Source organism: Desulfobacter hydrogenophilus (assembly GCF_004319545.1).
Taxonomy (GTDB): domain Bacteria; phylum Desulfobacterota; class Desulfobacteria; order Desulfobacterales; family Desulfobacteraceae; genus Desulfobacter; species Desulfobacter hydrogenophilus.
Window position 1 is genome coordinate 4,988,158 of sequence record NZ_CP036313.1, and the last position, 19,931, is coordinate 5,008,088.

At 47.0% G+C, this 19,931-nt stretch carries 17 protein-coding genes; 13 read left to right on the forward strand and 4 right to left on the reverse strand.

The window, feature by feature from the left end:
* Positions 1-31: 31 nt before the first annotated feature.
* The 5 genes from EYB58_RS22205 to nuoB are packed head-to-tail and all read left to right on the forward strand — an operon-like array spanning position 32 to position 5,291.
* The gene (locus EYB58_RS22205; protein WP_111955565.1) at positions 32-952 is read left to right on the forward strand and encodes a respiratory chain complex I subunit 1 family protein; all 921 of its coding nucleotides are present in this window, start codon (positions 32-34) and stop codon (positions 950-952) included.
* A complete protein-coding gene (locus EYB58_RS22210) occupies positions 949-1,593 on the forward strand; it encodes a hydrogenase (protein WP_111955567.1) in 645 nt (214 codons plus the stop codon). Before EYB58_RS22205 ends, EYB58_RS22210 begins: the two co-directional genes overlap by 4 nt.
* A 3-nt stretch (positions 1,594-1,596) precedes the next feature.
* Positions 1,597-3,021, forward strand: coding sequence for a proton-conducting transporter transmembrane domain-containing protein (locus EYB58_RS22215; RefSeq protein ID WP_111955569.1), 1,425 nt, complete (start codon positions 1,597-1,599; stop codon positions 3,019-3,021).
* A complete protein-coding gene (locus EYB58_RS22220) occupies positions 3,018-4,532 on the forward strand; it encodes a hydrogenase large subunit (RefSeq protein WP_111955571.1) in 1,515 nt (504 codons plus the stop codon). Before EYB58_RS22215 ends, EYB58_RS22220 begins: the two co-directional genes overlap by 4 nt.
* Before the next feature lie 18 nt (positions 4,533-4,550).
* On the forward strand, positions 4,551-5,291 hold the full coding sequence (nuoB, locus tag EYB58_RS22225; RefSeq protein ID WP_111955573.1) for an NADH-quinone oxidoreductase subunit NuoB: 741 nt from the start codon (positions 4,551-4,553) through the stop codon (positions 5,289-5,291).
* A 406-nt stretch (positions 5,292-5,697) separates the two neighbouring features.
* Here the strand turns inward: nuoB and EYB58_RS22230 are convergent, their stop codons facing one another.
* Positions 5,698-7,161 (reverse strand): ATP-binding protein, encoded by a 1,464-nt coding sequence (locus EYB58_RS22230; protein ID WP_111955575.1) that lies wholly within the window; start codon positions 7,159-7,161, stop codon positions 5,698-5,700.
* A 17-nt stretch (positions 7,162-7,178) separates the two neighbouring features.
* On the reverse strand, positions 7,179-7,880 hold the full coding sequence (locus tag EYB58_RS22235; protein ID WP_111955577.1) for a response regulator transcription factor: 702 nt from the start codon (positions 7,878-7,880) through the stop codon (positions 7,179-7,181).
* Between the two features lie 265 nt (positions 7,881-8,145).
* Here EYB58_RS22235 and EYB58_RS22240 point away from each other — a divergent pair, with 265 nt between their 5' ends.
* From EYB58_RS22240 to EYB58_RS22255, 5 genes are read left to right on the forward strand one after another with little or no spacing between them, the layout of a single operon-like run.
* Positions 8,146-9,540: a TolC family protein gene (locus EYB58_RS22240; protein WP_111955579.1), complete on the forward strand. Its 1,395-nt coding sequence runs from the start codon at positions 8,146-8,148 to the stop codon at positions 9,538-9,540.
* Entirely contained in the window at positions 9,537-10,733 is a 1,197-nt protein-coding gene (locus EYB58_RS22245) for an efflux RND transporter periplasmic adaptor subunit (RefSeq protein ID WP_111955581.1), read from the forward strand. The genes EYB58_RS22240 and EYB58_RS22245 overlap by 4 nt, the downstream gene beginning before the upstream one ends.
* 52 nt (positions 10,734-10,785) lie before the next feature.
* A complete protein-coding gene (locus EYB58_RS24555) occupies positions 10,786-10,992 on the forward strand; it encodes an ATP-binding cassette domain-containing protein (protein WP_278186290.1) in 207 nt (68 codons plus the stop codon).
* A gap of 11 nt (positions 10,993-11,003) precedes the next feature.
* Complete coding sequence (locus EYB58_RS22250) at positions 11,004-11,501, forward strand: ABC transporter ATP-binding protein (RefSeq protein WP_278186453.1); 498 nt, start codon at positions 11,004-11,006, stop codon at positions 11,499-11,501.
* 33 nt (positions 11,502-11,534) lie between these two features.
* Positions 11,535-12,752: an ABC transporter permease gene (locus tag EYB58_RS22255; protein WP_111955583.1), complete on the forward strand. Its 1,218-nt coding sequence runs from the start codon at positions 11,535-11,537 to the stop codon at positions 12,750-12,752.
* 892 nt (positions 12,753-13,644) lie between these two features.
* Here the strand turns inward: EYB58_RS22255 and efp are convergent.
* Positions 13,645-14,208 carry an elongation factor P gene (efp, locus tag EYB58_RS22260; RefSeq protein ID WP_111955585.1) on the reverse strand — a complete coding sequence of 188 codons (564 nt, stop codon included), beginning with the start codon at positions 14,206-14,208 and terminating at the stop codon, positions 13,645-13,647.
* Positions 14,209-14,505: 297 nt separating this feature from the next.
* On the opposite strand from efp, the gene guaA reads away from it, so the two are divergent.
* The 3 genes from guaA to EYB58_RS22275 all read left to right on the forward strand — a co-directional run bounded on the left by guaA (position 14,506) and on the right by EYB58_RS22275 (position 18,714).
* Complete coding sequence (gene guaA / locus EYB58_RS22265; RefSeq protein WP_111955589.1) at positions 14,506-16,035, forward strand: glutamine-hydrolyzing GMP synthase; 1,530 nt, start codon at positions 14,506-14,508, stop codon at positions 16,033-16,035.
* 106 nt (positions 16,036-16,141) lie between these two features.
* Positions 16,142-17,119, forward strand: coding sequence for a hypothetical protein (locus EYB58_RS22270; RefSeq protein ID WP_111955591.1), 978 nt, complete (start codon positions 16,142-16,144; stop codon positions 17,117-17,119).
* A gap of 17 nt (positions 17,120-17,136) precedes the next feature.
* On the forward strand, positions 17,137-18,714 hold the full coding sequence (locus EYB58_RS22275) for a SidJ-related pseudokinase (protein WP_242637485.1): 1,578 nt from the start codon (positions 17,137-17,139) through the stop codon (positions 18,712-18,714).
* Here the strand turns inward: EYB58_RS22275 and EYB58_RS22280 are convergent.
* Positions 18,700-19,818, reverse strand: a complete 1,119-nt coding sequence (locus tag EYB58_RS22280) for a lytic transglycosylase domain-containing protein (protein ID WP_111955593.1) — start codon at positions 19,816-19,818, stop codon at positions 18,700-18,702. The genes EYB58_RS22275 and EYB58_RS22280 overlap by 15 nt on opposite strands.
* Positions 19,819-19,931 lie beyond the last annotated feature (113 nt).

Below are 19,931 nucleotides of genomic sequence, written 5' to 3' on the forward strand. Positions count from 1 at the left end.
GCTAAAGGCTAATAGCTTTAAGGAATACTCCATGATTCAATCCATTTTACTCTGGCTTGCAGCCATTCTGGCAGCACCATTTTTTTCAGGCCTGATCCTCAAAATCAAGGCGTTTTTCGGGGGAAAAAAGGGACCGCCCATTTTGATCAATTACTATACCCTGATCAAACTGTTTAAAAAGGGATCGGTTTACAGCAACAGCACCACATTTGTGTTTAAGCTGGGTCCGGTCATCTCCCTTGCCGCATCACTTACGGTTCTCATGTTCCTGCCCATTGCAGGGCACAATCCAGTGTTCTCCTTTAACGGAGATGTTATTTTTGTCCTGTACATTCTGGGACTTGGCCGGTTTTTCACCATTGCTGCGGCCATGGATACGGCATCTCCATTTGAAGGCATGGGCGCGGCCAGGGAAGCGTATTTCCCTATTATCTGCGAAGCCGCCATGTTCATGATACTGATTTTCTTTTACCGGATCACCGGAGAATTGCAATTATCCGCTTACTTTGCAGGCAGCAACACCCAAAGCATGTGGAGTTCGGCAGGCGCACCGCTGCTGTTCATTGTAATCTCATTTTTTATCATTCTTCTGACTGAAAACTCCAGAGTCCCTGTGGATGACCCGGCCACCCACCTTGAACTGACCATGATCCATGAAGTCATGGTCCTGGATCACAGCGGCCCGGATTTTGCGCTTATTGAACTGGGTTCTTTTTGCAAGCTCATCTTCTATTCCACCATTATTTCAAGGATGATTCTTCCCTTTGAATCCGCCTTTTTTGGATTCCCGCTGGTGATGTATATATCAGGCCTTCTGGTGGTCTACGTTGCCGTGGGCGTAACAGAGTCGGTGATGGCCAGGTACAGGATGGACAAGGTGCCCCAGTTTGTGCTGACATCCTTTGCACTGGCCTTTTTTGCAACCATCATCACTTTGGAGTTTGTGAAATGATATTCAATCCGGTTGATATAATTCTATCCTTTGTGCTGCTGTCGGTTTTGTTTTCATTCGGAGCCGACCGGGTCCAGGTACTGATCAAACTGGTGGGATTCCAGGGAATCGTAATTTCCGTTATTCCCTTTTTCATCGGTGAACATATGACAACAGGCGGCACGGTGTTTACCCTGGCCACCCTGGGCATCCGAGGGATCATTATCCCTTTGAGCATTTTTGTGGCTATCAGACGGGGGGCCATCCGGCGGATGGTCGACCCCATTGTGGGATATCATGCCTCCATTCTGTGCGGTTTGGCGGTGATTATCGGCGCGACCTATATTTCCGGACGCCTGGATATTGGTTCCGTGAGCGAGTTTAAACTCCTGGCGCCTACAGCCATTGCCCTTCTGGTAACGGGAATGTTTCTGCTCATGGCCCGGAGAAACGCCATTGCCATGGTCATCGGCTATATCATGATGGAAAACGGAATTTACTTAGTCGGGTCGGGCTTGTCCGTCGGTACCCGCCATATTGTTGAATTTGGTATTTTATTGGACGTTCTGGCCGGAGTCATGATCATGGCCGTGATCCTCCGTAATATTAAAAAGACCTTTGACGACGTGGATACGGCGTTGCTTAGAACTTTAAAGGATTAGGGTATGGTTGAAATAGTATTTCTGACACCTCTTATTACCGGTCTTATCGCATTCTTCCTACCCAAAAGTATTGGCCGATTCCTGCTGGTACTGACCGGAGCGGCCCATTTAACACTTTCGTTTATGCTGTGGAAGAATCAGCCTCAGGCACTTTTTGATCAATATTTTGCAGTGACTCCCGAAGGCATGCTTTCCCTGCTGGTGATCTCCCTGCTGTTCTTTTTGATCTCCATTTACACCGTGGGCTATCTCAAAGAAAGTCAAATCCCTTCCGAGGGCCTTTTTACCGGCTCCATGCTGGTATTCTTGTCCACCATGACCATGGTCACCCTGTCCGACCATATCATGATCATGTGGATCGCCATTGAGGCCACCACCCTGGCAAGCGCCCCGCTGATTTACACCCATCGCTCGGCCGCCTCCCTTGAGGCGACCTGGAAATATGTTCTCATCTGTTCGGTGGGTATTGCCTTGGCCCTTTTGGGGTCTATTTTGGTGGCCTTTTCCATGGGCCAGGAAAATGCCGGCACGCCGATCTCTTTTTCCGCCCTGGCCGGGGCGGCCAATACCCTGGATCCTTTGTGGCTCAAGGCCGGATTTGTCTTTATCCTGGTGGGATACGGAACCAAGATGGGACTTGCGCCCATGCACACCTGGCTGCCCGATGCCCACAGTGAAGCCCCAAGTCCTGCATCGGCCCTCTTGTCAGGGGTCCTGCTCAACTGCGCATATCTTGGAATTTTCAAAACCAATAAAATTATGGTAGCGGCAGGACTCGAAGATTTTTCCGGCAGGATACTCATGGTGTTCGGCCTGTTATCCATTGTGGCCGCAGCTACCTTTATCCTCAAACAGGACGAATACAAACGGATGCTGGCCTATTCCAGTATCGAGAATATGGGCATCATTGCATTCGGAACCGGTGTGGGCGGCCTGGGGGTATACGGTGCGGTGATCTGCATGCTCCACCACAGCCTGATCAAGTCCTCTTTATTTCTTTCCTCGGGCAACATTCTGTTGGGGTACGGGGACCGGTTGATCAAAAACACCGGAAATCTGATCAAGGGCATGCCCCGGACCTTTGTGGCCTTTTTTGCGGGATTTGTCGGGATTTCCGGTTTTCCGCCGTTCGGCATTTTTATTGGGGAACTTTGTATTATTGTCGCGGCTTTCAGGGCTGGGTTCTACGTTGCCATCACCGTTTTCATCCTGAGCCTGTGCGTTATTTTTGCAGGATTTGCCAACCAGATCATGAAAATCAGTTTTGAAGAATGCAACACAGTGATCAAAATTAAAGAAAAGGCCTGCATGGTCTGGCCCCAGTATCTATTACTCCTGACTTCACTGATCTTGTGTTTCTTTATCCCGGATTCATTGAATCAAACCATATCCGATGCAGTAGCAGCCATTGGCGGAGGACTTAGATGAGCAACGCTTTTTTACAGATTTCAAACGCCGAAAAAATTTCCCGGGAGGCCATCCCCCACCTTTCTTTTGATCAATTCCAAAGCCAGGCTCTGGATATGGTGACCAACGGAGGTAAAATTGTCCACTATTTTGCCTACCCGGACAAGGAGAGTTTAAAACTTTTGGCGGTGTTGCGGACCGACAAACTTTTTGTAGCCGGCTGCGATGTGCCGGACGTCTATCCGTCATTAACCAAAACCTGCGAACCGTTTCACCTGTTTGAGCGGGAAATTGCAGAGCAGTTTGGTATCCGTCCCCAGGGTCATCCCTGGCTGAAAATGGTCCGGTATCACCCCAACTACACGGAAGGCGCGGCGGATGTATTCGGCAATGACTATTCCCAGGACATTCCTGGAAATTATCCGTATTACCAGGTGGCGGGTGAAGAAATCCACGAAGTAGCTGTGGGGCCGGTCCACGCCGGGGTAATTGAGCCGGGCCATTTCAGGTTTAACTGCATCGGAGAGCGGGTCCTGCACCTGGAAATCCAACTGGGATACCAGCACCGGGGCATTGAAAAGCAGCTTCTGGCGGTCCCGGCCAAGCGGCTTCCCATCATTGGTGAGAACATTGCAGGGGATACAACCATCGGCCACAGCCTGTGCATGGCTCAGAACCTGGAGGCACTGACCGGGGTTCAAACGGATCAGGGGGCCCGGGTCATCCGGACCATTGCCCTGGAACTGGAGCGCCTGGCCAACCACATCGGCGACCTTGGGGCCTTAAGCGGCGACGTTGCCTTCCTCCCCCCGGCCAACTATTTTGGCAGGATCAGAGGTGATTTTCTCAATCTTTCCCTTTTAATTTGCGGTAACCGGTTCGGCAAGGGCCTGGTCCGGCCCGGTGGGGTCCGGTTTTCCCTGTCCGATGATATCAGAAAGGTACTCAACGAACGCCTGGCAGAGCTTCGGCCCGAAGTGACACATGTATTGGAACTGCTCTTCAACGCCGTCACCGTTCGGGCCCGGTTTGAGGGATGCGGGGCGGTGAGCCATGAAGATGCCGATCATCTCGGGCTGGTGGGGCCTGCCGGCCGGGCCAGCGGCATGGCCTATGATGTAAGACGATGTTTCCCCACGGAACATTACCCGTACATGGGCATACCGGAAAATAAAAAAGCCACGGGGGATGTCTATGCCAGGGCCCGGGTCAGGTATGACGAAATCCTCCAGTCCCTTCAGATTGTTGAATCCCTGGCCGCCATCCCAGTTGAAACCCGATGTGTAAGCGAGGGCATGACGTACGATTTGCCGGCTTCAAGCTTTTCCGTGGCCCTGAACGAGGCCTGGCGGGGGGAAGTTTCCCATGCTGTCCTGACCGATGAAAATGGAAAAATCCTAAGGTACAAAATCAAGGATCCCTCTTTTCACAACTGGAACGGGCTGGCCATGTCTCTCAGGGATACCGGAATATCGGATTTCCCCTTGAACAACAAAAGTTTCAATTTATCCTATTGCGGATTTGATCTATAGAAAAGCGGAGAATATCATATGCTCAGTGTACTGAAAAACAGATTTGAACAAGGCTACCGGACCAACCGGTATCCCGAAGAAAAGGTCAAGGTATTTCCCCGCTACCGAGGCAGACCTGTTATCCAGGATAATATCTCTGAAGAAACCCTTAAAACCTGTGCCGAATCCTGCCCCCAGGACGCCATAGATGTGCAGAATCAAAAAATCGACATAGGTCGGTGCGTATTTTGCGGAACCTGCGAGAACATCTCCAACGGTCAGATCAAATTTACCAATGACTATGAAATTGCCACGGCAGAACGCGCAGACCTGATAACATCAGGCGATCTGCCGGCCTTGGCCGAGCACGCCAAGCAGCATTTTAAAAAACTGTTTGGGCGCTCTTTGCAACTGCGTCAGGTGTCAGCAGCCGGTTGCAATGCCTGTGAAGCTGACCTCAACGTTCTGGCCACGCCGTTTTTCGACCTGGCCAGATTCGGCATCAACTTTGTCGCCTCTCCCCGCCATGCCGACGGAATTGTGGTCACGGGTCCCATATCCAGAAACATGAAAACAGCCCTGCTCCAGACCTATGAGGCCACACCAACTCCGAAGGTGGTCATTGCCGTGGGCTCATGCACCATCAGCGGCGGTCCGTTCATCGGAAGCCCTGAAATCACCGAAGGCCTGGACAAAATCCTGCCGGTGGATTTGTTTATCCCGGGATGTCCGCCCCATCCCATGACCAACCTTCACGCGCTGCTTTCCTTTTTTAAGTAATTATAAGGGAGTGGAAAAGCCCACCGGTTGTTGTCGGCAGGAATCAAAACGCTTTGGCTCAAAATACCCAGGCCCCCTGAATGGACAACAAAATTTGCAGCTGCTGGTCGCCAACCATTGCCGGTTTCGCGTTAAAATCGGGGCAACCCAATGAACTACAAGATGTGGTATTCGATCCTTTCTAAAAAAGTGATCAATTATACACACATTGTGGACCCAATTCCTATTTTTAAAAACCCTAAAAATCAGGAAAATAGGACAGATCAATTTGAATACAAGTGCTCACCTGTCTGGTTTTAATTGCAGTCACCACTGCCATTTGACTACAAACAAGGTGAAAAAAGAGACACACCCTTGAATCCATGAGCGTATATTTAAAAAATTCAGAATATCTATACCGTGGAATTTATGTTGCAATCATTTTTTTGGGAATAGTGATGATGATTTTCAGGCCGCCATCTTTTGAGTTTTCTGCCCAAATTTCTCCATCATGAAGTTTAATGGCTCTGTAAGCAATGGTAAGGCCCACACCCGTTCCACCTGTTTTTCTTCCCCTGTCTCCTTCTACCCTGTAAAATGGCTTGAAAAGATGGGGCAGATTTATCGAAGGAACGCCTGGGCCGTTGTCTTCAATGGTCAGGATAAGAGGATCTTTTTCTGATTCTCTGGTTTCAATACTGATGTTCACGGTTGTACCTTTATCCGTATATCGAATTGCATTTCGAACGACATTTTCAATGGCCCGATGGATCATCTCTGGATAACCGTTGACATGAATAACAGGGAAAGGGGCAATGACCACTGAAACGTTTCTCGTGTGTGCTTCGAAATTTGCATCTTCTCCTATGCGATGGATCAACTCGGATAAATCAACCAATTTGCAAATCCTTAAATTCGGTCCTGTTTCGAGCTTGTTCAACAGTAAAATTTCCCCGATGAGCGTATTGAGTCTTTCTGCTTCAAGGGCAATACGTTGCAGGCTCGGAATGACGTCTTCCGATGCCTTTTTTTTGGATATTTCAAGTGCAACAAATAGTCTTGCAAGAGGGGAACGGAGCTCATGGGAAACGTCTCTCAAAAGCTGCTGACGGTCTTTGATCAGATTCTGAATCTGAGATGTCATTTGGTCAAAATCCAAACCCAATTGGGCAATCTCATCTTGTCGTTTCCCAAGGGTTTCACTCACCCTTGCCCCCAGGTCCCCTGTGGCAAATTTCTGGGTGGCTTTGCGAAGTTTCGTAATGGGGTCTGTAATGTGGCGTGCAAGCAGAAAGCTGAGAAGGGTGAGCATGATAATAGAGATGGTGATTCTCATTGTAAAGTCACGCGGGAAAATGGAAAATCTTCTCGTTCGCCCCTGGCTCCCTGCTGCTGTGTAAGTTTTTCCATCCGATCCAACTATTCGGCACATCACAACGATGCCATTGGCGGTTGTTACTTTTATGACTGGATTATCATCTTTTCTAAATCGTTTCAAGATTGCCTCAAATTCTGGGGATATTTTTCTGCTGATCAATGAATGCCCCTCTGAATCGAACAGATACGGTTCGAAATCAATGATATTTTCCAGTTTATCGGCGTAGGATATTGAGGCGGATTTTCCATCTGAAATCCACCGTTCAATCAAGGGGGTTGAATAAAGATAAAGGATTTGAGCAAGATTCTGCTGACGATTTTCCTCCCGCTGCTTCTCCCTTGCAGCAGGCCCGGTGCTGGAGGTAAATGTGACCAGCAGGGCGATTCCCACAGATAAAAAATTGATACTGCAGGTAAAAAAGAGAATCTTTAAAAAGAGATTTTTTCGTATTCTGCTGGCGAGGGTGTTGTTCAGGAAAAGATCAAACCAAAAATTCTTTGTTTGAGTGCTCATTATTTGGACAGGTCTCCTTATACCGGCAGTGAGTAGATATATCCTAGGCCACGGATACTTTGAATCCGCTCAATGCCCTGATATTTGGGTCCCAGTTTTTTCCGAAGACTGCTCACATGAACATCAATGCTCCTGTCAAAAATATCCAGTTTCCTGCCCAGAACCGTTTCAGAAAGAACATCGCGTTTGACCACATTACCGGCATTTTTCATGAGTTCATAAAGAAGTATGAATTCAACGGCTGTTAACGAAACGGGTTTTTCACCTATCTTCACAGTTCTGGGTCCAGGATTGAGGATAACATCTCCTATCTCAAGTGAGGGACTCTGCCGGGGGATATCTTCAGCGTCTGATCTTGTCTCAAACCGCCGCTGTACAGCACGGATTCTTGCCACAAGCTCTCTGGGATTAAAAGGCTTGGGCAGATAGTCGTCTGCTCCCATCTCAAGTCCTACAATCCGATCGACATCATCCCCTCTTGCTGTGAGCATAATAACGGGAATTTGAGATTTGGCACGAATATGGCGCAGGGTGTCAAACCCGCTCATCCCCGGCAGCATGACATCTAAAACCACCAGATCATGGGCCTGGCTGAGGGCAAGGCAAAGCCCCTCTTCCGGGGTCTGAACCGCCTTGATATCAAATCCCTCAGGGGTCAGATAATCGCTTAACAGCTCACAGAGCTCTTCATCATCATCGATCACAAGAATACGGTTCATAACGGTCTCTTAATTATTAAAAATACAATAATTACAGCTACATATTTGTTCTTTCTATCCAGTTTTCAGTATACACGAAACCGATCATTTTGCATGTAAAGAAATGTAAAGTCATCTGGATCGAACTTTACAATTCTTAACCTGGCTTAACGGTAACTTTACAGCAAGAGAAAAAAAATGGGTTATATTCAGATCATTGTTCAAGATGAAAAGCGATCATGATCAAAGATTTTAACCAAAAGAATAGAAGGCCAAGCGAACAATAATGATGAAGGATAAAAAAAAAGAAAAAATTCGGATGATACGAGGATCTGCGAGCCTTCCATGGATGACGGAACAAACTGTTTGTTTGATACTGATTGTTTTGTTTGTTTCTCTTTTTTTCCAGGGGATGGCCCAGGCCTCTGAAATTCAAAAAATGAGTATAGTTGAGGCGGTTGAGCTGGCACTAAAATACAACCAGGATTTGAAACTTGCAAAAAACGATGTTCAATACTCAAAACTTACCCTGGAAAAGGAAAAGAATGATTATCTGCCCCAGGTCACCGGTACCGTGAATACGACGCTCGGTCAATCCGGCTCAAACCAGAACTATCATACCCTGGGAGCAGAGGTTTTCACCCAACTCAATCTTTTCAAAGGATTCGAGGATAAAGCATCCCTTGAAAGTGCACGTTATAGCCTGTCGTCGGATGAGCACACACAGACCCGGCAAAAGCAGCAGGTAATCTATGATACAGCCAATGCATATATCGATGCTGTGCAACGACTCCAGGAAGTTGAAGTGGCCCAGGAGAATCTGACCACCAACCGCCAGCAGGAAAAAGTGATCAAAGCCTTCCATGAAGCCGGCAAAGTCCCAGCCACAGACCTTTACCAGCAACAGGCTGAAACGGCCAAAGCTAATTTTGATTTTATTGCTGCCGAAAATACCCTAAAGGTCAGCAAGCTCCAACTCGCAAAAAGTATCGGCAGTACAAATTTAGGCGAGTTTGACGTCGAGATACCCGAAATCACGAGCGTCACCATGGCACCGGAAACAGATGCCGATCGTCTGATCCAGACAGCCTTTGAAACCCGTCCAGATCTTTTTGCACTGGAGAAAAGCATTTTTGCCAAAGAAGCGAACATAAAGGAGGCGGCATCCGGCAAATACCCGTCAGTGGATCTTAATGCGGGCATGGGAAGCTCGTATGACAACCGGTATGATGAAAATTTTGGGCATCAGTTTGGCGACGATAATATAGATTCCTACATAGGGGTTTCAGTCTCCCTGCCCATTTTTGACAGACACCTTACCCGGACCCGGGTGAATCAGGCGAAAATCGACAAACAATCCGAACGTTTGACCCTCGAAAAATTAAAACAACAGATCCGTGAGGAACTGGGTCAGGCGGTTGCGGACTACCAAACAGCTTGTGAATCGATCCTCGTGTCCAAATCCAGACTGCTCTATACCAACAAGGCCTTGGAATCGATTTTTCAGCGGTACAAAATGGGTGCAGCCAATTTGACTGAATTAACCCAGGCCCGGTCGGATCAAGTGGAAGCCCGGAATGAATTGATCCAAGCGAAGATGGATGAAATGCAGAAAATCATTTCAATCTTTTTTTACAAAGGAGACCTTGGGTTGTCCCATCTTTTAAAGGAGAAATTATGATGAAAGTTGTACGAATAGGCGTAACCTTTTTAAAACTTGCCCTCATGTTCGCAGGCATTCTTTTTATTATACTTATCGTTCACCGGTCTTTGGTCGCTTCTTCATATCAAGAGAGACCGGATACATCCCAATTCCGGATGGAAAAAATTAAAAGGGGCAGTATAGAAAACACGGTCTCCTGTACCGGAACCCTTTCGGCTGTTGGCACCGTGGAAGTGGGCACACAGGTGTCGGGTACAATCAACAAAGTATTGGTCGATTATAATGACCGGGTGACAAAAGGACAAATCCTAGCTGAACTTGATCTGGATACGTTTAATGCAGCGGTGGATGCAGCCGCCGCTTCGGTTATCAAGACCAGCGCACTCTACAAACAGGCCACAGCCGATTATGAAAGAAATAAACCGTTGTACGAACAAGGACATCTCTCAGCCGAGGAGATCCTCGTCTATAAAACCGAAAAGGAGACGGCAAGAGCGGAGTTCCTATCTGCCCAGGCTGTTGTAAAAAAAGAAAAAATCAATCTCCGGAACGCCCAAATCAGATCTCCCATTAACGGTGTCGTCCTCCAACGGGATATCGAAGAGGGGCAAACGGTGGCAGCCAGTTTAAGTACACCAACCCTGTTCATTATTGCAGAAAATCTGTCGAATATGGAGATCGAAGCAAGCGTTGATGAAAGTGATATCGGGATGGTAAACAAGGGACAAAAGGTGACATTTACCGTTCAGTCCTATCCTGATGATCTCTTTTACGGAACCGCAACTCAAATACAGATGAATCCCACCGAAATTTCCAATGTCGTGACGTATACCGTGATTGTGGCTGCGCCAAACATGGATGGGAAACTGCTTCCGGGTATGACCGCCACAGCAGATTTTGTGGTGGAAAAGGCGGAAAACAAACTGCTGGTTTCAAATGCTGCCCTGAATTTCAGGCGTGATGGCCGCAATAACAATGATGATCTCGGCATCTATGTGCTTGATGGGGGCACCCCCAAACGGATTCTTGTTACCACGGGTATCACTGACGGCACGACTTCGGTGATAGAAGGTGAAAACCTAACTTCCGGAATTTCAGTCATTGTCGGAAAAAATATTGAGAAGACCGAAAGTTCCAGCGGTTTTTTGTCAAAAATTCTTCCAAAGCTCTCCGGAGGCCGCCCCGGAGGCGGTCGTGGGCCGAGAGGGTAGACAAGAGGTTTAAATCAAAAGGGGTTATGAACACTCCATAAGTGGAGAAAAAATGGAAACAATACAACTCAAAAATATCAAAAAGACCTTTCACCTGGGCGGAGAAACCGTCCATGCACTGGATGGCATCTCTCTGACCGTTGACAGGGGGGATTTTCTGGCCATAATTGGTACATCCGGATCAGGGAAATCCACCCTCATGAACATCATCGGCTGTCTGGATCAGGCCGATCATGGGGAATATTTTCTGGAGGATTAAGAGTGAGTCAAATGGACAAGAACGCATTGGCCGACATTCGCAATCAAAGAATCGGCTTTGTGTTTCAAGGATACAACTTGCTTGCCAGAACAACAGCCCTGGAAAATGTGCAGTTGCCGCTGCTCTACAGAAGGGGAAAACCGATAAATCATCCGGGGAAAAAGGCAAAAGAGGCGCTTGATATGGTTGGCCTTGCACAACGAATTCACCACGAACCCAACCAGCTTTCAGGCGGGCAACAGCAACGGGTTGCCATTGCCAGAGCGTTGGTGACAGATCCTGCCATTATTCTCGCAGATGAACCCACGGGTAACCTGGACAGCCGAACCACAGAAGAGATCCTTGCCCTGTTTCAAAAGCTCAATGATGAAGGAATCACCATTGTTCTTGTAACCCATGAAATGGACGTGGCTGAGCATGCCAAACGTGTGATCGATATGAGGGACGGCCGCATCATAAACGATTATGAAACTGCACATCGACAATATGCGTCAATGGAAACGTCCTGATACGATAGCATGGATGAAATAGGGAGCCCTATTATGAAATTAAGAAAGTTTGTTATCAGCGCCCTTAGAAGCATCACCCGGAACAGAATGAGAAGCCTGCTTACCATGTTAGGAATCATTATCGGTTTGGCTTCTGTTATCGCACTGGTTTCCCTGGGAAAAGGGTCCCAGGCAGATATTGAATCAGAGATCAGTTCCCTTGGAACGAATCTGATTATGGTTAGACCGGGCAGTACCAATGCCCACGGCGTGAGGGGGGGAGCCGGTAGTAAAAGTGCCCTGTCCATGGATGATGTTACGGCTATTTCTAAATCTGCTGAACATATCCAATATGTTTCGCCACTCATTAAGATTTCATCCCAAATCATTGCCGGTAACGCCAACTGGAATTCAACCATTCAAGGTGTGGCTACCACCTATCCCATGATTCGCAATTATGAACTAGCCCGGGGATCATTTTTTAGCCAGAGAGATATGAAGGTGAAGGCCAAGGTTGCGGTACTCGGGCAAACGATTGTGGATGAGCTTTTTCCCGGTCAAAATCCCGTGGGGTCCCGTATCCGTATCGGTGCCATCCCCTTTAAAGTCATAGGCATTCTCGCTGAAAAAGGCCAATCCTCCACGGGAGATGATCAGGATGATATTGTCTTTGTTCCATCCACAACCGCCCTTTATCGAATGAGTGACGGCAAAACCGTGCATGATATCATGGCCAGCGCCACTTCAGAATCGGCCATGGACCAGGCAAAGGCTGAAATCGCCAGCATTCTCAGAAAGAACCATCGCATCGCAACCGGTGATGATGATGATTTTGAAATCCGGGATCAGGCTGAAATTGTCAGCATGGCCACCCAGGTTACCGGTACCCTTACCATGCTGCTCAGTGCCGTCGCCTGTGTTTCCCTGCTGGTCGGTGGGATCGGTATTATGAATATCATGCTGGTTTCCGTAACCGAAAGAACCCGGGAAATAGGTATTCTCATTGCAGTTGGTGCCCGGAGCTCTGATATCCTGATTCAGTTCTTGATCGAAGCGGTCATCCTCAGTCTTTCAGGCGGGATAATCGGGGTCGTAACCGGGATCGGGATCGCCTTTGGATTGGGCAAAAGCATGGGTACCCAGGTGATTGTGGAACCATCTATGATCATCATGAGCGTTGGATTTACTGCGGCAGTTGGAATTTTCTTTGGTTATTATCCTGCAAGGAAGGCTTCAGCACTTAACCCAATAGAGGCGATGCGATACGAGTAAATATAACCCAAAATGATGTCATTGGATTTGGGTTTGAAACCGGAAAAACGAATAATTTGGGATTGCGCCCTATGATCTTGTGGTCAGCCCTTTAAAGGTTGTACTACTCGACTATCAAGTTTTTTATAGTACCCTGATATTATTAAGTATTGGTGCAATATCATTGAAATGCAAGCTACCTTGGCATGATTTTTAAAACGCAATGATATCAGCTTATTATATTTTTGGAAGTATATTTGACCTACGAAAACGCTCACTTCCAAGTCCTGTAGTTACAGGGTTGAAGAAAAAACTTGATAGTCGACTACTAACATTGATATTTTTGAATGCAAGGTGCAAATATTATCGTATTATTTAAACCGAGCTAACCTTTTAGAGTAAATCAGATCGACCCGGCACTTATCTGATATTCCGGATGCCACATTTGACATTACTATAAAATACAACAAACACATCAAGTGAACCCTCTTCTGACAGCATTTTTCAGGATATTTTCTTCAATATTTGGATAATCCAGCATCAATATGGCGGTGCGTACTATAACGTGTATACCGGGATTTTCAATTCCTACCAATTCAAATTTTTCAGCAGAGAGCACCGGTATGAATGAACACTTTTTCTAAAATTATCCAGCCACCACATGTTGTGCCTACCTTGGAGCGCCGATATTTAATTTAACGGGAGATTAACGTTATGTTTTGTTTTCAGGAAAGGATTCACAAAAAATTTAACCGGTTGTTATAGAACAACACAAAAAAAGGGATAGCTTGCGCCAACCCTTGAGTTGCGTGTGTTTATGGCAATCATTGATGGTTTATTTTTTTCATGGGATTACCCTGGCCAGGAAAGCGTCTTCCTAGCCGGGTTCCAATAAAAATCTTACCTCTGGAAACTATTCGCTGGCACGCTCAACGTATGCCCGGGTCCGGGTATCAATTTTAATCAACTGATCTTCATTCACAAAAGGAGGCACCTGAACGGCAAACCCGGTTTCGACCGTGGCCGGCTTGGTGTCGCCCGTGGCAGTATCGCCTTTGGCCCAGGGTTCGGTGGTAGTGACCCGCAGAACCACAAAGTTAGGAAGTGTGACGCCAATGGGGTTCTGGTTATGCAGGAGCACGGTGCACACGGTGTTTTCTTTGAGCAGATCCACGTTCTCTCCGATTTGCTCCTTAGTCAGCATGATCTGATCGTAAGTGGTTGAATTCATAAACCACCAGCCATCCCGGTCTGAATAAAGGTACTCCATATCGGTTTCTTCCAGGTCAGCCTTTTCAAATTTGTCACCGGAACGATAGGTACGTTCAAACTGGGAACCTGTGATCATATTCTTAAGTTTGCACTTATACAGGGACTGCCCCTTGCCCGGCTTTTTAAACTCAAAACCGACAATCACATGGGGATCACCGTCAATCTCCAGTTTAAGCCCTTTTCTCAAATCACTGGCTAAATACATCCAATCTCCTTAAATTTTAAATAATAAAACTCGATGATCAAATTTTTGTTAATTTGCCCAACTTCGGCGTTGAAAAAAATTTTTAATCCTCAAAATATGTTGTATATTCCTCCGGTTAAAGATTGTTTCCGCCTTGAATTTGAACAAATTCCCTAAAAATTTGATGATCGAGTAAAAGCAAACCTAATAAAGCATAATCCTTCATTCTTGGCAAGTTCAGACCAAAAACAACTTGCAATTTTCCCATGTTTATAGGAAAATTTGTCGATTTAAATCTAATCATTGCAGGAAACACCCATGATCATTGTTATTGACTTCGGATCCCAGTTTAACCAGCTGATTGCGCGGCGTGTCAGGGAAAATAATGTATACTGCCAGGTGGAACCGGCGGATATCTCCCTGGAAAAATTAAAAGAACTTTCCCCTACAGGCATCATTCTTTCCGGCGGGCCTTCATCTATTTATGAAGAAAACAGCCCGACCATAGACGCCGGTATTTTTGACTTGAACGTCCCCATTCTTGGTATCTGCTACGGCATGCACTACATGGTGCATACCCTTGGAGGCACCATTAAACAGGCGGGTAAAAAAGAGTATGGTTTTGCCGAACTGCGCATCAATCCAGGCAACCCGCTGTTCAAGGAGATGGATGACAGCTTTCAATGCTGGATGAGCCATGGCGATTCTGCAAAAACCCTGCCCCAAGGGTTTGAAATTACAGCGCAGACCGACAACACCCCCATTGCCGCCATTGCAGATTACTCAAGAAAGCTTTTTGGCCTGCAATTCCACCCGGAAGTGGAGCACTCCATTAACGGGGCTGCCATGATCCGCCATTTTCTTTTTGATGTCTGCGGATGCGATCAGAACTGGACCATGAAATCCTTTAGTGAAGGTGCCATTGCCCAGATCAAAGATGCGGTTGGAGACAAAAAAGTGATCATGGGCCTTTCCGGCGGGGTGGACTCCTCTGTTGCCGCCACCCTGATCCATAAAGCCGTGGGAAAAAACCTGCACTGCATTTTTGTGGATAACGGACTTTTACGCCTGAATGAAAAAGCGCAGCTTGAGGTCAGCCTTCTGGCCAATCTGGACATGAACATCAAATTTGTGGATGCCCAAGAAAAATTTTTAACCGCACTGGCCGGGGTTACGGACCCTGAAAAGAAAAGAAAGATCATCGGTAAACTTTTCATTGAAGTTTTTGACGCCGAGGCCAAAAAGGTTGAAGGTGCCCAGTTCCTTGGCCAAGGCACGTTGTATCCGGATATTATTGAATCCAAATCCGCTTTTGGCGGTCCCACGTCGATCATCAAATCCCACCACAATGTGGGGGGGCTGCCCGAAGAGATGAATCTCAAACTCGTTGAGCCGTTGCAGTTGCTGTTCAAGGATGAGGTCAGAAAACTTGGCCTTGAACTTGGTATCAACGAGGGTCTTGTCTGGCGCCAGCCCTTCCCCGGCCCAGGGCTTGCCATCCGCATCCTAGGGGATATTACCAAAGAGCGCCTTGATGTTCTTCGAAAGGCCGATGACATTCTTATCCAGGAAATCAAACAAGCCGGCCTTTACCGGAAACTGTGGCAGTCCTTTGCTGTGCTATTACCGATAAAAAGTGTCGGTGTCATGGGAGACAAGCGCACCTTTGCCAATTGTGTGGCTATTCGTGCGGTCACATCCAATGATGCCATGACAGCGGACTGGGCCAAACTACCCCACGATCTTCTGGGAAAAATTTCCAACCGGATTATCAATGAAGTGGACAAGGTTAACCGTGTGGTCTTTGACATCACCTCAAAACCCCCCGGCACCATTGAATGGGAATAACAACCAGGGGCTGAGCTAAGGACCGCAGATGATCATAAGAGAACAAAATTGCGGTCCCAAGACTTTCAGCCCACAACAGAAGTGATAATACAGGCACCAATCAGTTATGAGTGAAAACAGACTCGGAGACTACCTGAATCCAGAAGAGGACCAGGTACCCGAGGGTGATAGGCCAAGCATTGGAGGCGAAATTTTCCAGCAGGAAGCCAACACCCTTAAAATAGAAAAAGTATCCCAGCGGGTGACCATTATCTCCGTGATTATCCCCTGCATTATCATTGCCATTTTGGCCTTTGTCTATATGGACATCACCGAAAAGGTGGTGGATGTGGATCAGACCCAGGCAAACCAGATGGCACAGGTGTCACAGGATCTTGAAATCAAGCTCAATGCTTTGGATGTGCGCATTGCCAAAACCACCCACGAGCTGGATGAAAAGCTGACAACCCTTGAAACCAAGCGCCAGGCCCTTGAAAACCAGACCGCAAAAATGTCAGCAGCCAAGGTGGATCTTAAAGCCATGGAAGCAGCCCTTGCCAAGTTGGATAAACGGATTAAGGCCAATGCAGACCAGGATAAATCTACTCTGGCAACCATGGAACGTATTAACCAAGAGCTTTTATCCTCCATTGATAAAAACAGTTCGAATTTCAAAGCGGTCTCCGAACAGATTAAAAAAGAGTTTCACGCAAAACTGCTTGAATTGTCCGCCTATGAACAAAAAATTGCACAACTAACTCAGGATACAAGCCGACTGGGCAAAGAATTGGATAGATTAAAAAAAGAGACGGCAGCATCCATAGACAAAAAAGTAGATAAAAACTTAAGCCGGCTCAGACAGGATCTTGAAAAACGGATTGATGACGTCAAAAAACGCGCAGACGCAGCAAATGCAACAGCTGAAAAAGCAGCGGTCACGGCTGCTGCTGCAAAGTCGACAACTCAGGTCCAATCAACAAAAAAGCCACAAGCATCCTCCCCCTCTGCCCCCCCAAAAAGCACCCCAAAAGCACAAGCACCGAATCTGCCGGTCTATAAGGCGCCGGGCACCAGAGGTATTTCAGAGCAGGATCTTTCCCAATAAACTGCTTTATAAAAAAGATGAGCCTTTCCCCACCCTCCAGTGCACGGATCCGGGAAGAACACCTTCTTATTAATCATTGTCTGGACTTTTCTGCGGCGTATATGGGTGTCAAATATATTAGCCAGCATGCGGCTGACTATCCGTTCACTGTTACCCAACACACCCTGGATGCGCTGTTCTCTGTATTTGAAACCGCAAGGTTTAAAAAGGCCAAACAAGCCTTTTTTTTATATCATGAGGCCGCTTGCACCTTGGTGGACATGGGCAGGGAAATGGAGAACGATATTATCCGAACCATTGTGCCAAAACTGATGTCGCTTCTGATGAAAAGTTCAGGAAACCGGCTTCGTGCCCTAAGCCAGGCGCTTGGCCGGTTGGCAGACAATAGCCCGGCACAGCATAGTCTTTCTGTTCCCAACAACGTCATGCCGTTGAACATTGATCTTTCCCACCTTGCCGAAAAATTTACAGCCACAGGGGAAAGTTTGTCGGCCGATGCGCAATGGACCTGGAAGGGCAGAAGCCTGATTGTCCGGGCAGGAATAAAAATTCTGGGCGTAATCAAATTTGCCACAACCCAAGATAACATCACTGAAATACACCGGGAAGCGGTCTGGATGGAGTGGTTCTCCAAGAATTTTATAGAATCTGTAAACCATGTTCCAAAACCGATCTGTATCCAAGGCAGATACCTATTCAGCATCACGGATGAACTGCCCAAGGGTGGTCCCGAAACACTATACAGGTCTGTCTGCATCGTCTTCATCCCCTACCCGGGTTATTATGAATACCCCAATTTAAAAGGCGCGGATTGGAAACAAATTCAATCATCGTTTTTCAAATCGGCCCTTGCCTTGGGCAGACTGTCATCCCAGGGGGTTTTCCATACGGCGTTGATCCCTTTATTCCATAACCGGGTTCAGCAGGGCAGAAGAAACGACAATGGCAGATACTTGTGGGAACATGCCGGGCGTCTGGATCAGTGGTTGAACTCCAGCCGGTTCCCCAATTTTGCGGCATCCGGTTTGCGGGATTTTGAACACATTGCCTGCCAGGCAAAACCGTTAGACCTTGAACATTATACCGGAGAATACCTGCTCAGTTTTATTCTGGTGGCAGGTTCCTGCTTCAGGAACAAGGCACCGCACAGAAGGGGAACAGACAACACGCGCCCCTATGTGAACACCCGGGATCTTTTTTGTCCGGATCTGTTTGAATCGCTTTTGACAGGGGTGTGTGAACATTATTTCAAAGGCTTAACCCAATCTGAAACCTTTGATCCAACCCCATTTAATATCCCTGCGCTGGTTGAAATCCTCATTGAAAAAATGGGTTTTGATGAGCATATGCAAGAGACGTTAAGGGTACAGGATCAGTTAGCAATGGACGATGAGCAGTTTGAAAAATTCCTGACGGACCGAGGGCTTTCCAGTATACCGGCCAAAGGGAAAGAAGAGATTATACTTTTTACCGGTCCCCATCTTGGCGAATTCAATCAGTCCATCTCCATACCGGAACTCATTGCATTCCTTTTCAAATTTTCCGCAATCTGCGTATCGACCTATTTTTTAAAAAAAGGCTCATCTCACATATAATTTATCCCCGGGATGAATGACATGTCTCTTTGACAGCTTATTAAGTTTCTGCAATTTGTACAGGGATATATGATATTTTCGTGCAATGGCCGAAAGGCTTTCCCCGGATTTTACCACATGGTACTTCTTAGAAGATAACTGCTTTTTAACCAAAGTCTTGTAAAGGGGGGCAAACTTTCTCTGAAAATCCTTATGCTTTCCCTCGGGCACAAGGAGCGTGGTTGTGCCTTGCCCCAGAAAATATCCCCGGAGCTGGGGGTTATAATCCTTGACGGTTTTGAATGGAATTTCACAGGCCTTGGCAATCATGGATAAAGGCACAACATTTTCTGGAGAAAGTTTGATTTCAGAAAACGTAAAGACCGGATAAAGATCCTGGGGCTCAAGATGAAACCCATACTTTTCCGGATAGGACATAATCAACTTAACTGCAACCATTTTCAGGATATATCGCTGGGTCTCCAGGGGCAGATAAAGGGAAAAAAAATCCCGGGTATCCTGACGTTCCATGGCATTGCTCAGACCATACTCCCCCATGTTATATGCGGACATGGCCAGCAGATATGAGCCGAACCGAGAATAAAGATCGTTAAGATATCGACAGGCCGCCTGGGTGGCGCGAAACATATTCCGGCGTTCATCGACGTTTGAATCAATGCGCAATCCATATCTTTTACCTGTGCTTTTAATAAACTGCCAGTATCCAACCGCGCCTTTAGGGGATTCCCCATGGGACAAGAGCGCACTTTCCACAATGGGTAGATATTTCAAGTCCAGGGGAAGTTTTTCCTGCTTTAAAACGCTTTCGATGTGGGGAAACCACCGATGTGCCCTTTTGAGCCACAGCATCACCTGGGGGCGGTTCCATACAGCCAGCATCATCTCTTTTTCAAGCCGCTCCCTGACTTCGGGGTCTGTGAAAGGTATTTTTTCCCCACAAAGACGAATATCACCGGAAAAACGAACGGCTTCCACCAAGGTGGGAATGTGGGTCTTTACACTGGGTCGTTCGGATTTAGATGGTTCTGACTTTTCTTCTGCCGCCAGTGTTAAACTTGCGGCAAACATTACCAGACAAACTGTGAAAACAAGAGATCGTTTCATAATATCCGTGTGTTGTGTGGGGGTTAACGCCTTAGGGCCGCAGATTAAATAAATAATTATTATTGCATGTCATACTTTAAAAATCAAGAAGGGGAAATTGTATATTAGCATGT